This window comes from Geomicrobium sp. JCM 19055 (assembly GCF_000698185.1).
GTDB classification, from domain to species: Bacteria; Bacillota; Bacilli; order Bacillales; family Marinococcaceae; genus Geomicrobium_A; species Geomicrobium_A sediminis.
In genome coordinates this window covers 126,121-139,135 of record NZ_BAXL01000006.1, presented here as the reverse complement: position 1 = coordinate 139,135, position 13,015 = coordinate 126,121, and the positions used below count along the sequence as shown (strand labels likewise).

At 42.4% G+C, this 13,015-nt stretch carries 18 protein-coding genes and 2 pseudogenes; all 20 read right to left on the bottom strand.

The genetic code is table 11. The features are described 5' to 3' along the window. Positions 1 to 2: 2 nt before the first annotated feature. On the bottom strand, positions 3 to 254 hold the full coding sequence (locus JCM19055_RS23100; RefSeq protein WP_052366038.1) for a hypothetical protein: 252 nt from the start codon (positions 252 to 254) through the stop codon (positions 3 to 5). Further along, positions 229 to 495, bottom strand: a pseudogene (locus JCM19055_RS23095) (hypothetical protein); the annotation flags it as partial. The pseudogene JCM19055_RS23095 and the gene JCM19055_RS23100, both read right to left, overlap by 26 nt. A 90-nt stretch (positions 496 to 585) precedes the next feature. Further along, positions 586 to 1,056 (bottom strand): indole-3-glycerol-phosphate synthase, encoded by a 471-nt coding sequence (locus JCM19055_RS28885; RefSeq protein ID WP_265181922.1) that lies wholly within the window; start codon positions 1,054 to 1,056, stop codon positions 586 to 588. A gap of 43 nt (positions 1,057 to 1,099) precedes the next feature. Further along, positions 1,100 to 1,369 carry a hypothetical protein gene (locus JCM19055_RS28880; protein WP_052366035.1) on the bottom strand — a complete coding sequence of 90 codons (270 nt, stop codon included), beginning with the start codon at positions 1,367 to 1,369 and terminating at the stop codon, positions 1,100 to 1,102. Continuing rightward, positions 1,362 to 2,381 (bottom strand): anthranilate phosphoribosyltransferase, encoded by a 1,020-nt coding sequence (gene trpD, locus JCM19055_RS07160; protein ID WP_042359185.1) that lies wholly within the window; start codon positions 2,379 to 2,381, stop codon positions 1,362 to 1,364. Before trpD ends, JCM19055_RS28880 begins: the two co-directional genes overlap by 8 nt. Continuing rightward, positions 2,374 to 3,870, bottom strand: coding sequence for an anthranilate synthase component I (gene trpE, locus JCM19055_RS07155; RefSeq protein WP_042359183.1), 1,497 nt, complete (start codon positions 3,868 to 3,870; stop codon positions 2,374 to 2,376). The genes trpD and trpE overlap by 8 nt, the downstream gene beginning before the upstream one ends. Before the next feature lie 248 nt (positions 3,871 to 4,118). Next, the gene (gene aroH / locus JCM19055_RS07150) at positions 4,119 to 4,490 is read right to left on the bottom strand and encodes a chorismate mutase (RefSeq protein WP_042359256.1); all 372 of its coding nucleotides are present in this window, start codon (positions 4,488 to 4,490) and stop codon (positions 4,119 to 4,121) included. After that, the gene (locus JCM19055_RS28875; protein WP_265181914.1) at positions 4,490 to 4,642 is read right to left on the bottom strand and encodes a hypothetical protein; all 153 of its coding nucleotides are present in this window, start codon (positions 4,640 to 4,642) and stop codon (positions 4,490 to 4,492) included. The genes aroH and JCM19055_RS28875 overlap by 1 nt, the downstream gene beginning before the upstream one ends. Next, a complete protein-coding gene (gene aroB, locus JCM19055_RS07145) occupies positions 4,617 to 5,417 on the bottom strand; it encodes a 3-dehydroquinate synthase (RefSeq protein WP_052366034.1) in 801 nt (266 codons plus the stop codon). Before aroB ends, JCM19055_RS28875 begins: the two co-directional genes overlap by 26 nt. After that, positions 5,399 to 5,566: a hypothetical protein gene (locus tag JCM19055_RS27205; RefSeq protein WP_193745344.1), complete on the bottom strand. Its 168-nt coding sequence runs from the start codon at positions 5,564 to 5,566 to the stop codon at positions 5,399 to 5,401. The genes aroB and JCM19055_RS27205 overlap by 19 nt, the downstream gene beginning before the upstream one ends. Then, positions 5,566 to 6,738, bottom strand: a complete 1,173-nt coding sequence (gene aroC, locus JCM19055_RS07140) for a chorismate synthase (RefSeq protein WP_042359181.1) — start codon at positions 6,736 to 6,738, stop codon at positions 5,566 to 5,568. The genes JCM19055_RS27205 and aroC overlap by 1 nt, the downstream gene beginning before the upstream one ends. A 121-nt stretch (positions 6,739 to 6,859) precedes the next feature. Beyond that, positions 6,860 to 7,600: a protein-glutamate O-methyltransferase CheR gene (locus JCM19055_RS07135; protein ID WP_370543042.1), complete on the bottom strand. Its 741-nt coding sequence runs from the start codon at positions 7,598 to 7,600 to the stop codon at positions 6,860 to 6,862. A gap of 53 nt (positions 7,601 to 7,653) precedes the next feature. Then, complete coding sequence (ndk, locus tag JCM19055_RS07130; protein WP_042359179.1) at positions 7,654 to 8,055, bottom strand: nucleoside-diphosphate kinase; 402 nt, start codon at positions 8,053 to 8,055, stop codon at positions 7,654 to 7,656. A gap of 92 nt (positions 8,056 to 8,147) precedes the next feature. After that, the gene (gene hepT, locus JCM19055_RS07125) at positions 8,148 to 9,119 is read right to left on the bottom strand and encodes a heptaprenyl diphosphate synthase component II (protein WP_042359253.1); all 972 of its coding nucleotides are present in this window, start codon (positions 9,117 to 9,119) and stop codon (positions 8,148 to 8,150) included. 16 nt (positions 9,120 to 9,135) lie between these two features. Beyond that, entirely contained in the window at positions 9,136 to 9,825 is a 690-nt protein-coding gene (locus JCM19055_RS07120) for a menaquinone biosynthetic enzyme MqnA/MqnD family protein (RefSeq protein ID WP_081833511.1), read from the bottom strand. Beyond that, positions 9,725 to 9,994, bottom strand: a complete 270-nt coding sequence (locus JCM19055_RS31490) for an MqnA/MqnD/SBP family protein (protein WP_052366032.1) — start codon at positions 9,992 to 9,994, stop codon at positions 9,725 to 9,727. Before JCM19055_RS31490 ends, JCM19055_RS07120 begins: the two co-directional genes overlap by 101 nt. Further along, positions 9,991 to 10,593, bottom strand: a complete 603-nt coding sequence (locus tag JCM19055_RS07115; protein WP_042359177.1) for a UbiX family flavin prenyltransferase — start codon at positions 10,591 to 10,593, stop codon at positions 9,991 to 9,993. The genes JCM19055_RS31490 and JCM19055_RS07115 overlap by 4 nt, the downstream gene beginning before the upstream one ends. After that, positions 10,590 to 11,452 (bottom strand): annotated as a pseudogene (locus JCM19055_RS07110) (UbiA-like polyprenyltransferase). Before JCM19055_RS07110 ends, JCM19055_RS07115 begins: the two are co-directional and overlap by 4 nt. Then, positions 11,449 to 12,174, bottom strand: a complete 726-nt coding sequence (locus JCM19055_RS07105; RefSeq protein WP_042359175.1) for a demethylmenaquinone methyltransferase — start codon at positions 12,172 to 12,174, stop codon at positions 11,449 to 11,451. The pseudogene JCM19055_RS07110 and the gene JCM19055_RS07105 overlap by 4 nt, the downstream one beginning before the upstream one ends. 29 nt (positions 12,175 to 12,203) lie before the next feature. Continuing rightward, the gene (locus tag JCM19055_RS07100) at positions 12,204 to 12,971 is read right to left on the bottom strand and encodes a heptaprenyl diphosphate synthase component 1 (protein WP_265181913.1); all 768 of its coding nucleotides are present in this window, start codon (positions 12,969 to 12,971) and stop codon (positions 12,204 to 12,206) included. Between the last annotated feature and the right edge of the window lie 44 nt (positions 12,972 to 13,015).

The window sequence follows — 13,015 nt, the reverse complement described above, 5'->3', positions numbered from 1 at the left end:
TACTATCGTCTTTTTTTACCTTCAGTTTCAATACCACTCGACACGTCGATGCCATCTGGTTGCATTTCTAGCAATTGTTGTACGTTGTGTTCATGAACACCACCTGCGATATACAGGGGTACGTTTAATTGTTTTGCAAAGTGAATATACGTGGGTGCCTTTTTCCAATCAAACGTTTGCCCAGTACCACCTCGCTCGGTTTTCGTGCCTGCATCTACGATAAAACCATCAACTATAGGCGCATATGCACTCATTAAATCTAGTGTATTCCGATCGTGACGAAGTGCTTTTACGACGTGTTTCTCTGTTTTTTTTCTGAATGTCTTTAATGAAACTTACAGTTTCTTCACCGTGAAATTGTAAAACATCAAAATCAACCGTCTCAAGTAGCTCATGCACGTCTTCCTCTGTAGGGTTCACAAGCACTGCGAACGTTTCACAAAAGGCGTACGGACCGTCTTTCATCCATTCAGCAACGTCTATCGCTTGCACTTGACGTTGCTGCTTGCAAACACAAACCCTAACCCATTCGCACCGGACAAATAAGCATTTTTCACATCTTCACTCGAGCGTAACCCGCAATATTTAACGTAAGTTTGCATGAATGGCACCTTCTTTTAATTGAGGGATTGTCTCTGTTGGTGAACCGTTCGTGACGAGATGCTCACCGACTAACATTGCATCTGCACCTGCTTGCACAATTTGCTCTACATCTTGCTTTTTATGAATACCGCTCTCACTAACAACAAAACAGTCTTTCGGAATATGCTTGACTAACTGCTCTGTTACGTCCAGTGATGTTTGAAATGTCTTCAAATCACGGTTGTTAATGCCAAGTAAACGAGGATTGCTATAGGCCAACACGTTCTCTAGCTCTTCCAAATTATGAACCTCAACTAAAACGTCAAGTCCGAGGTCATTTGCAATTTTCGTATACGCTTCAATTTGTTTGCCGTCTAAGACCGCTGCAATTAATAAAATCGCATCGGCCCCAATCGAAGCACTTTCAAAAATTTGCCGCTCATCGATGATGAAGTCTTTTCGAAGAACAGGAATGTTCGTGACCGCTTTTACGACTTGTAAGTCTTGATTTGTTCCTTTAAAAAAAAGGCGTGTCTGTTAATACCGAAATTGTATCTGCCCCACCTGATTCATACAGCTTCGCTTGAGACAAAATGTCCATTCCTAATGCTAAATCACCTTTGGAAGGAGACGCACGTTTTATTTCAGCAATTAAACCGACACCCGTCTGTTCCTTACCGTCTTTTAACGCTTGATAAAATCCACGTGTCGGTTTTTCTTGCCGTTCAAATTGTGCGGGTAGCGTTTTGATCGATTCACGTTTCTTTGCGATAATTTGTTCAAGCATGTGCTTTCTCCTCCTCACGTAATTGTTGTAATTGGGCGAGTGCTGATTTACTATTTATCGCTTCATTTGCAATCAATACACCTTCTTGTATGCTTTTCGCTTCACCCGTTACGTAAAGTCCTGCAGCCATATTCAAAACGAGAATGTCGTGTGCTCCGGTTGTTGACGTGCCGTTAAAGATGCTTTGAATGATCTGTGCACTATCATCGATTGTTTTTGCTTCAATCGCTTCTAAAGATGCACGCTTCAACCCGAACATTTCAGGTGTTACAGTATAAGACGTAATGTTCCCCTCATTTAACTCCGTGACATAGGTAGCACCTGTGATCGTCATTTCGTCCATACCGTCTTCACCGGTTACAAACAATGCCCGTTTCGTACCGAGTCGCTTTAGTACGTGAGCCATTTTCTTTCCGTATTCAGCGTCCCATACACCGACAACTTGATAGTTTGCACGTGCTGGATTTGTTAACGGACCTAACACATTAAATACGGTACGAAAACCAAGGTTTTTACGGATCGGCGCAACATGTTTCATTGCCGTATGAAATAAAGGTGCGAACAAGAATACGAGCTGTTGTGATGAAAGAATGTGTTTTGCGTCACTATGATCATTGACAATCGGGACGTTTAATTTCTCAAGCACATCTGCACTTCCGCTTTTCGATGAAACGAAGCGGTTGCCGTGTTTGGCGACTTGAATGCCACACGAACTAAGTCCAATGGCAGCCGCAGTTGAAATGTTAAACGTAGAATGACCATCTCCACCCGTCCCACACGTATCAAGAACGTTGTGCGTTCCTAAATCTACGTGCTTGCTTAAACCCCTCATCGCTTTCGCAAACCCTGTTAATTCTTCAACCGTTTCACCACGTAAACGCATCATCGTGAGTAAGCTGGCGACTTGAGTCGGCTCTGCTTCTCCACCCATCACCTCTTGCATCACGTCTTCAGATTCCTGTTCTGATAACGTTTCGCCTTCAATCATTTTATTTAGCATACGTTTAATCACCAGTGATCGCCCCTTTTTCCAACATCGTCTCCGCAGTTTGAATCGCGCTGAATAAAGCTGATGCTTTGTTAATTGACTCTTCATATTCCTCTTCAGGAATTGAATCAGCAACAACACCGGCACCCGCTTGGACAGTTGCCACTCCCTCTTCAAAAACAACCGTTCGAATCGCAATGCAAGAATCGATTTCTTCGTTGTAACTCATGTACAAGATTCCACCGGCGTATAGTCCTCGATTCGTGGGCTCTAACTCATTTAAAATCTCCATTGCCCTTACTTTCGGAGCACCAGACAACGTTCCAGCAGGATAGCCTGCAATGAGAGCTTCCATCGGATGAATGTCGTTACGTAACTTCCCTTTGACAATTGAAACTAAGTGCATGACGTGAGAGTACATTCCAACTTCCATCATCTTCGGTACGTGGACACTGCCGTATTGAGCGACACGTCCAACATCATTGCGAGCGAGATCAATCAACATTTGATGTTCGGCACGCTCTTTCTCAGAATTAAGCATTTCTACTTTTAAGGCATCGTCTTCACTATCTGTTGAGCCTCGTTTTCTCGTTCCTGCAATTGGATGGATTTCTACTCCTTCTGCGCTTACTCCGACTAACTTCTCTGGTGAACTACCGACCACGGTCTTAGTACCAAGACGGATAAAAAATAGATACGGAGAAGGATTCATCTGACGCAACACACGGTAAACGAGAAATGGTGAAATGTCAGTTTCATATTGGAACCTTTGTGAGATCACCGCTTGAAACACGTCACCTGCAACGATGTAATCTTTCACTTTGTTAACAGCTGTTAGAAACTGCTCTTTCTCGAAGTTTGAAGAAATGGTCGACCAATTCGGTTTCACGCGTACGGGAAAATCAGGTTGGAAATCCGCTTTCTTCGGCTCACTCAGCTGTTTAACTAAACGTTCAATATACTCATTCGCTTCATCATATCGACCTTCTAGTGAATCGGAGTTCTCGCAATCCACGTAATGTACGATCATTAATTCCGCGGTTTTATGATCATACGCTAGAAGCGTTTGACAAAATAAAAAGTGAATCGGTTCATTCGCATCTGCTCGTTTTGTTGTTTTCTCAAAATGGCCAATGCTGTCGTAAGGTAAAACGCCAACCGCACCGCCTGGGAAGGGTAAGTTCGTATTTGTTGCTGGTGAAGGGTTTAAATAACGAAAAACATCTTTCCATACAGAAACAAAGTCGTCGCTACTCGAAATGACTTCATCATTACTTTGGAAATAAAACTGCTCTTCTTTTTCGATTAGCTCGTAATTGACGTTTAATCCGACAAAGGAGTAACGTGACCATTTCGATGTTTCTGCATTGCTTTCAAGAAGAAAAACCGCTTCTTCTTGCAATCTTTGAAAGATTTGGATAGGAGTAGTTGTGTCTGCGAACATTCGCTTCACAACAGGGACGAGACGATAACGGTCACATTCTTCTAGAAAATCCGTTAACGTACTATTCATTTGGCTGCACCTCTCTTAGAGAAGTGACGGAGGGGTTTGAAAAAAAACAAGAGGGGAAAAAAAGAAAAAGCTCATCCAATCAAATCGACGGATGAGCAGCATGTAATCATCATCTACCTCTGCTCTACTCAACTAAACTCCGCTCAACTCTTCTCGGCTCTTTGATCAAACATTATGCGTCTCTACGCATTATCAACTAAAACTCAATCTAAACTTAGTACCTAGCGTATGTGTTTCACACATTTTTGTCAATCTTTTTGTGCTAAATCAGGGCGAAGTTGAATCGCTTCATTATGAAACACGTGAACGATTTCACTCGCAGGAACGTCCGTATTTACGGTCATCATAATGCGAATGCAACGCTTTAACCCACTCGGGACGGGAATTTCAGTCGCACACATAACCGGTACATACGTCCACTCTTCACCTTCAAGCATACGTGTTGCTTTTGCTGGAAACGCTGCATTGATCTCTTCGGTAACTGTAAACCAAATGTGAGCAACATCGCTTGGCAACACATGATTTTCAGTCACCATTTCTTCTAAACACTTTCTCGTCTCTTCCCAAATGCTCTCTGCATCATTTTCCTTTACGGTCGTAGCCCCGCGAATTCCTCTCATCACGAAAAATGCTCCCCTTTGAATTGGTTTAAGTAGGTTTCAAACTCTTCTTTCGCTAACAAAATGACACTCGGTTTTTGAGATTCTACCAAGATCACGTCCGCAATTTGAGAATCTGTATTTTTCTTATCGGTTAACATCGATTGGATCATGAGCCACGTCCATCGTTTGCAAGGGCAAAAATGAGTACCCTAGCTTTTGCAACTGATGTAACTCATCGTCCACATGAATTGGCAGTGATGGATGAAGTTGTTTTGACAAGTACAATGAAAAAGCCATACCATTTACGACTGCTTCACCGTGTGTTAATGCGCCGTATCCACTCACCTGTTCGAGTGCATGAGCAATGGTGTGACCAAAGTTCAAATGCGCACGTACGCCTTTTTCACGCTCGTCAGCTTCAACAATCTTCGCCTTTACAGCAATGCTTTTACGAAGCACACTTGCTGTGATGTTCGTAACACCTGTGCTTTGCACATGATCAAGTAGTTGTTGATCTCCGATATAGCCATGCTTTAATACTTCCCCAAAGCCTGATAACCACTCTCGCTTCGGTAATGAATCAAGTAATGACAAATCATAAATAACAGCATCTGGCTGATGGAATGAACCGATCAAGTTCTTCCCGAGAGGATGATTGATTCCTGTTTTGCCACCAACACTGCTGTCGTGTGCTAAAAGCGTCGTAGGCATTTGCACAAATGAAATCCCACGCATATACGTACTCGCTAGAAAACCAGCAAGATCACCAACTACTCCCCCACCGAGCGCAATCACTACGCTACTTCGATCTAATTTCGCTTCAAGCATGGCAGTCATTGCTTGACTATACATCTCGAAACTTTTAGAAGCTTCTCCAGAAGGAATCACAAATGTTCCGACAATCTGATGTGCTGTAAGGTTTCTTTTTAATTGATCGAGATACAAGGGAGCGACGTCGTGTCAGTAATGACAAACAGTCGCTTCTTTTGTGACCCATAAATACGTTCTAAAATCGGTTCAGCTTCTTGTAAAAGCTGTTCACCCAGAAAAATTGGATAGCTTTGGTGCGTCGTTTTTACCGTGAGCGTTTCCATTAGAAACGGCTCGCTTCTTCAATGTGTGCATCTATTTGCTCTTTCAAGCGATCAAACCGGTCAGCACTAAACATTTCTAATAGACTGTTTGCTAATTCAAACGCCACGACATTTTCGCAAACGACCGCCGCTGCAGGAACTGCACAACTATCTGAACGCTCAATTGACGCTTCAAACGTTTCTTTAGAGTCGATATCGACACTTTTTAATGGTTTGTAAAGTGTTGGAATTGGTTTCATCACACCGTTAATCACAATCGGCATCCCCGTCGTCATTCCACCTTCAAAACCACCGAGACGATTCGTCGAACGCTTATAGCCTTCATCCTCATTCCAGTAGATCTCATCGTGCACTTGGCTACCTGGTAAGTTGGCCGCTTCAAAGCCGATCCCTACTTCGACTCCTTTAAACGCGTTAATGCTCATTACAGCTCCGGCAATTTTGCCATCAAGCTTGCGATCGTAATGAACATGACTACCAACACCTTGTGGCATACCCGTTGCAACGACTTGTACGACACCGCCGATCGAATCACCATTTTTCTTCGCTTCATCAATCGCTGTCTTCATTTGTTCAGAAGCTTCTTCATCAATGCAACGAACGGCTGAAGCTTCCGCACGCTCGATGAGTTCATCGATGGATTGATACGTTCCGCTCGCCTTCACACCACCGATGTTTACAACATGAACGCCAACCGTAATCCCAAGCTCTTTAAGAAGCTTCTTAGCAACACTACCAACCGCCACGCGCATCGTTGTCTCACGAGCTGAAGAACGCTCAAGAATGTTTCTCATATCACGATGATTGTATTTAATGGCACCGTTTAAATCCGCATGCCCAGGTCTTGGGCGCGTAATCGTTTTCGTTTGCACACGGTGCTCATCTTCTGCTTTTAAAGGTTCTGCACTCATCACTTGTTCCCAATGGACGTAATCGTCATTTGTGACGGTGAGTGCAATTGGAGCTCCTGTTGTCATGCCGTGACGCACACCGCTTGTGATCGTTACTAAATCCTTTTCAATCTTCATTCTTCTTCCACGACCATGTCCGCCCTGACGTCGTTTTAATTCAACGTTAATGTCTTCTTGTGTTAGCGGCAAGTGTGCTGGTACACCTTCAATAATCGTTGTCAATCCAGGTCCGTGTGACTCTCCAGCTGTTAAAAAGCGCATTTTCCTACCCCCGTTACGTTCGCACATTCTTTTTCTTTAATGCTTTTATGTATTAAATTATAGCATAGCGATTATTTCTCGTGAAGTGGTGTTTTCCGATAGATAAATGAACCGTATGTTTCTAATCCATAACGCTCTGGTGAAAAAAAATCTGCTCTGTACTACCAACAAACAGAAACCCTCCGTCTGTTAACGATGACACAAAACGTTTTAGAATGCGATCTTTCGCCTCTTCAGTGAAATAGATCAAGACATTTCGGCAAGTGATTAAGTGTACGCCCTTCATGTACGGATCATTTAGAAGATCGTGCTTTGAAAACGTGATCGACGTGCGATAACGGTCTTTGACCGTATAATTATCACCCTCATTATTAAAATACTCTGTCACTTCATGGGGCAACAGTTCGCGTAGCGATTTAGACGCATAGGTCGCACGTTTTGCTTTTAACAAAACCAACTCATCAATATCTGTTGCTATGATCTTTACATCTCGTTTAGGTTGGTCACTGAAAAGTGTACGTAACGTGTACGCTTCTTCACCAGTAGAACAGGCTGCACTCCAAATCGTTAACGCTTTGTTTTGAGCTACTAATTCAGGCAATACGAGGCGGCGAAGATCCATCCAGCGTTCGCGATTTCGGTAAAATTCAGATACGTTAATGGTGATTCGATCAATGAAACGTTTCTCCATCTCACCGTCCACAGTTAATCCTAACGTAAAGAAATCCTCATACGATAAAAATCCATACCGTTCATAAAATGAACGAGTTCTTCTCATCATTTGTTTTTGTTTGTACAACGACAAATCAATTCCGTACTTATGATGTACACGTTTTACAAAGAGGTTGTAATCTTCATGCATGAAGGTCTCCTTATAGTAAAAACCGGCCAACGTTAATTGACCGGTTTACTTCTTTATTTACCGAAGAATAGTGAAATCTCACGCTCAGCGCTCTCAGGAGAGTCAGAACCGTGAATTACGTTTTGACCAAGGTTTGTCGCGAAATCTCCGCGAATTGTTCCTGGAGTTGCATCTTTCGGGTTTGTTGAACCCATCATCGTACGAGCGTTAGAGATCACGTTCTCGCCTTCCCAGATCATTGCGAATGCAGGACCAGAAGTGATGAAGTCAACAAGCTCACCGAAGAAAGGCTTGTCGCTATGCTCACCGTAATGAGCTTCAGCAGTTTCTTTAGGGATTGTCATTAGTTTTGCTTCTTTAAGTGTGTAACCACGCGCTTCAAAACGGCTTACAATTTCTCCGATTAACTGACGCTTTACGCCGTCAGGTTTTACCATAATAAATGATTGTTCCATGTACAGTGCACTCCTCTATTGTTCGATCTCGTAAAAGTCGGGTAAACTACCCGCATTATAGTATATCATCTCTTTAAAAGAGTTTAAACCTATTAAAAATGTCTTGTCCCGATATACGTCGCAATTTCAGACAATGATTTCACCGCTGGAATTTGTGGTAACGTATCAAGCGTTTCATAAGCCTTCTTTAAATAGCGTTCACTAAGTGCTTTTGAGTACTCAATCCCGCCACTCTCTTTAATCAATTGAAGAAGTTCAGTGAGTTCTTCTTGATTAGGAAGCTCTCCTTGGAACGCTAATTCAATCTTCGCTTTGATCTCTGGATTATGATGCATCGCGTACAATGCTGGTAGCGTCACGTTCCCTTGCAAAAGATCGCCGCCTGCAGGCTTTCCTAATTCTTCTTCTGTCCCTGTAAAGTCAAGAACATCATCAATAATTTGATACGCCATGCCTACTTGATAGCCGTAGCGATAGAGCGCACGTTGTTCTTCGCGACTTGCACCAACTGCCATTGCTCCAAGTTCGCAGCTGCCTGCAATAAGCAATGCCGTTTTCCGTTTAATACGTCTAAAGTACGTTTTAATGTCTTGGTCCCAAACGTATTGATAACGAATTTGTTCAATTTCGCCGATGACCATTTCATGAATAACTTTAGACATCGCTTGATGAATTCGCTCATCATCGAAAAACGTCGCACTTTCAACCGCTTTCGCAAATATGTAGTCTCCTGTATACATCGCTACGCGGTTATCGTACTTCGCTTTAACCGTCTCTTGTCCGCGGCGAAGTTCCGCATCATCAATCACATCATCATGCACGAGAGAAGCCATATGAATAAGCTCAAGTGATACACCGATGTGCTTTAAGCGATGAATATCATAGTCTCCGAACTTCCCAGCTAGAAGAACAAATACGGGTCGAATTCGTTTACCGCCTGCTTGTAAAAGTTGTAACGTTGCATCCTTTAGAACAGGGTGGGCATTGGAAACCGCAGTTGCCATCTCTTGTTCGATTTTATGAATGTCAGCACGTAAATACATATATAGGTCTGCTAGTTTCATGACCATCTAGTCCCCTTCAAGTAATAGAGTGAATGCCGGTTTTAATGTCCCATACATTCAAATGATCGATTTTTTGATCTAAAAAGCCTTCTTCGTGCAGCAATTGGTAAAAGTAAAGCAACCCTCGTTGGTCTTCTTCTAAGAAGTGATAACGTAAGTTTGTAAAATATTGCTGCCAAAAACGTTCTGTTCCACCGTAATCGTTTGTCACCGTTTTTGCAAGCTCAGCATAATGGTCTTTTTCATTCTTATGTTGGCTTTCTTTCCATTCGGTATAAAGTTCATGCATACCACTTGGATCGTCTAGCAATTTCTCTTTACGCATTGCAAACACGGCAAACGTCATCGGCCAGTCCGTAAATGCTGTCCAACGTTCTGCTAAATCGTAAACATAAAACGAATCTCCATGGTGACGTTTCGCCTCAATTGCATCATCACCAATTAACAGACACGCATCAAAAGAAGCCATCATGTCGTCAAACACCGGTGGTACCGTTTCATATCGAACATTCTCATGTTTATAAAAACGTTTTAATAACAATTTCAAAAGATTAATCGACGTCGCTGAACTATGCGTTAACGCCACATCACACTCGTTTAATTCTTCAATTGGCTTCTTTGAAAATAGAAAGATTGAACGGACTTCGCCTTTTGCAGAAACTGCGAGGTTCGGCATTAACACATATTGCTCGTGATTTTTTTGCATAACTAAACGATGAAATGGCACCGACGTCAATCTCACCTTTGGCCATTGCATCATTTAACTTCGCTGGGATGCTTGGAATGAAAGACACTTGATGTTCTAGTTTTTCACGATTTAAATGATAGAAAAACGGGTGTACGTTCGTATAGAGAATTTCACCAACTGTAATCATGACATTTCTCCCCATCTTTTAAATAGTTCATGTTCTACATTCAAACGATCAAGAACTTTACCAACGACGAAATTAATCAGATCATCCATCGATTGTGGCTGATGATAAAACCCAGGCATCGCAGGAATAATCGCTGCTCCTAAATCGGCAAGTCGTTTCATATTCTCTAAGTGAATGCTATGAAGCGGTGTTTCTCTTGGTACAATGATTAAAGGTCTTCCTTCTTTCAACGTGACATCTGCTGAACGCTCTAATAGAGATCCAGAATTCCCATGTGCCATTTTTGATAGCGTCCCCATTGAACACGGAACAACGATCATGCCGTCATGCTTATATGACCCACTTGCAATCGGTGCAGAGAAATCTTGTTTTCCGTGAACGTGTAAATCTCCAGACGGAAATAGCTTTTTCAAGCAAGCCTCTTTATCTGAAATATCTAGGCCAACTTCTTGGTCGAACACTTGCCAAGCTGCACTGGACATAAGGAAATGAATTCGATGTCCTTCCTCTAACAACGTCTGAACGAGGCGAATTCCATAAACGGCTCCGCTCGCTCCTGTCATTGCGACTGCAAACGTGCGCTGATCTTTGTTCGTCATAACATAAAATCTCCAATCGTAAAGGCGAGCATGAGCATGCTAATAATGCCATTCATCGTAAAGAACGCGACATTCACCTTCGATAAATCGTTATGGGACACTAAACTATGCTCATAAATCATAATTCCAGCACAAATCATTGCGCCGAGGAAGAAGATCCATCCAAGTGGCGATGTTAATGATAAGAGAACGAGTGCAATGATACTAATTACGTGACTCCCTCTTGCAATCATTAATGCTTTTTTGATTCCAAAACGAGCGGGTACAGAATGCAATCCGTTTTTGCGATCATAGTCCGCATCTTGTGTCGCATAAATAATATCAAACCCTGCAGTCCAAAACATCACAACTAAGAACAAAAGAATTGCAACCGGACTAATCGTTCCCGTTGCACCGACCAGCCTCCAAGAGGAGCCAGTGCAATTGTCATTCCGAGAATAAAGTGACATGCCCACGTAAACCGCTTCGTATAGGAATACAAGACAAGAAAGAAAACAGCAAGTGGCAATAAATACACCGCGAGCATATTTAACTGGAACGCCGCGATAAAGAGCATCGCAAACGAAACGACGATAAATATAGTCACTTCAGTATACGAAAGTAATCCTGCCGGTATCGCCCTGTCCTTCGTTCTTGGATTTCGTTTGTCAATGACCGCATCAATAACACGATTCAAGCTCATCGCAGCACTTCTTGCACCGACCATCGCTACTGTAATCCAAATCCATTGCCACAGTGTAGGCCAAGCCCCGTTTTCAACGAAACTTCCTAAAATCGCTCCTAAAAAGGCAAAAGGAAGTGCGAAAACGGTATGCTCAAACTTGATCATCTCAAGAATAACCTTAAGTTTCCTCATCATACAGTTTCCCCTTGTTCTGACGGTTTAAAACCCCAGTGCCCCGCTGCTGCACCACCAGCATAGCTTTTAAAATTCACATCAATAAACCCTTCGTTTAAAAACCATGTAGAAAGGACATCTTTCTTAGGAAACGTTGTCGTAGAATCATGTAACCACTGATATTCCTCTTTACTCTTTGCGAAAAATTTACCAAGTCGTGGCATTACTTGTTTAAAGTACACCGAATAAAACGGACGGAACAATGGATTTTCTGGATGAGATGTCTCTAGACAGACGACTTGTCCTCCTGGTTTTAAAACACGGTACATCTCTTGAATCGCAACCTGCGGATCCGGTACGTTTCTTAATCCAAATCCAATCGTCACAACGTGAAAGGAATTGTCCTCAAACGGTAACTCCATTGCATTCCCATGAACGAGTTCCACGTTCTCTAAACCGTGGGTTTTCACTTTTTCTTTTCCGACCTCTAACATGTTTTTGCTAAAGTCAAGACCCGTAACTTGCCCTTTTCCTTCAAGGTCCTCTGAAATTGCGATTGTCCAATCGGCTGTTCCGCAACAAACGTCCAACACTTTGCCTTCTACCGGAATTGACATCTTTCCCATAATATCTTTACGCCAAGATTTGTGCATGTTTAAACTAATAACACCATTCATCTTGTCGTATTGTGTTGAAATCGACTCAAACACTTCGTGAACGTGTTTTTCTTTCGCATTCACCACGTAGGTTTCCCCTTCCCTTTTAAAGCGCTTTACTTATTCACAAGTTCCATAAATCGTTTTTTCAATTGCGTTGAGAGTGCTGCTTCATTGTCTTGATACGAAGCGAGCAGTCGATCTTTCACATTGGCTGCAACGACTTCTAAATTAGAAATCATTTCTTGAATGTAGTCCTCACGATCGCGATCTGTCGGCTCAATTGCAAAGAGTGGTGACAAGCGCGCAGAACCAAACGGCTCTTTATCTTGTCCTGCATGTTCTATTAAATCTAGCAATCGACGATAAGTTAAGAAGTGGCCTGCAAAATCAGCAATCGAGCGTTGATTAAAGTAGATGCCTACGTTTTGAATGAGAGTGGCTTCCATCGTCGTAATGAGTTCTTCTAATTCCTCTAAGTCTTTCCACCCGCGCTCATGTAGACGAATCTTCGCATTATTCGTCTTCTGAATCGACCTTGAGAACACACGAACGAGGCCTACATCACCAAGCTTTGAAAGCTCACTGTAATATAAGCTACTATACCAATCGCCTGCTAGTACGACGAGTTGCTTTTCTTTTTCACGTTGTTCGTTTTCATTATGTAAAGGTACATATTGATGAGTCGTAAGCGCAGCATCTACGAGTAAACCTGCTGTCACACGCTTAACTTCCTCTTCTTCTCGAAGATTATCATCTTGAATGCTGTTAATTAGCAAATACGTCTTATCTTCATCAATAGAAACTCTCGTAATGTGATCGTGTAGATAACGGTGATCACTTAGCTTTAAAAAAACGATCGTGTACGTAATCATATCGCTCATTTTCATTCATCATACGTCTCATCCTCTTCTTCCTTAGATGCAAC

What these genes read in the sequence shown, in the direction of transcription:
- JCM19055_RS07135 (WP_370543042.1), bottom strand. Translation starts at nt 7,600, where the DNA reads ATGCATGAAGATTACAACCTCTTTGTAAAACGTGTACATCATAAGTAC.
- JCM19055_RS31490 (WP_052366032.1), bottom strand. Translation starts at nt 9,994, where the DNA reads ATGATTACAGTTGGTGAAATTCTCTATACGAACGTACACCCGTTTTTC.
- ndk (WP_042359179.1), bottom strand. Translation starts at nt 8,055, where the DNA reads ATGGAACAATCATTTATTATGGTAAAACCTGACGGCGTAAAGCGTCAG.
- JCM19055_RS27205 (WP_193745344.1), bottom strand. Translation starts at nt 5,566, where the DNA reads ATGGAAACGCTCACGGTAAAAACGACGCACCAAAGCTATCCAATTTTT.
- aroH (WP_042359256.1), bottom strand. Translation starts at nt 4,490, where the DNA reads ATGAGAGGAATTCGCGGGGCTACGACCGTAAAGGAAAATGATGCAGAG.
- hepT (WP_042359253.1), bottom strand. Translation starts at nt 9,119, where the DNA reads ATGAAACTAGCAGACCTATATATGTATTTACGTGCTGACATTCATAAA.
- JCM19055_RS07120 (WP_081833511.1), bottom strand. Translation starts at nt 9,825, where the DNA reads ATGCAAAAAAATCACGAGCAATATGTGTTAATGCCGAACCTCGCAGTT.
- JCM19055_RS28875 (WP_265181914.1), bottom strand. Translation starts at nt 4,642, where the DNA reads ATGATCCAATCGATGTTAACCGATAAGAAAAATACAGATTCTCAAATT.
- JCM19055_RS07115 (WP_042359177.1), bottom strand. Translation starts at nt 10,593, where the DNA reads ATGACGAACAAAGATCAGCGCACGTTTGCAGTCGCAATGACAGGAGCG.
- aroC (WP_042359181.1), bottom strand. Translation starts at nt 6,738, where the DNA reads ATGCGCTTTTTAACAGCTGGAGAGTCACACGGACCTGGATTGACAACG.
- JCM19055_RS23100 (WP_052366038.1), bottom strand. Translation starts at nt 254, where the DNA reads ATGAGTGCATATGCGCCTATAGTTGATGGTTTTATCGTAGATGCAGGC.
- JCM19055_RS07100 (WP_265181913.1), bottom strand. Translation starts at nt 12,971, where the DNA reads ATGAGCGATATGATTACGTACACGATCGTTTTTTTAAAGCTAAGTGAT.
- trpE (WP_042359183.1), bottom strand. Translation starts at nt 3,870, where the DNA reads ATGAATAGTACGTTAACGGATTTTCTAGAAGAATGTGACCGTTATCGT.
- JCM19055_RS28880 (WP_052366035.1), bottom strand. Translation starts at nt 1,369, where the DNA reads ATGCTTGAACAAATTATCGCAAAGAAACGTGAATCGATCAAAACGCTA.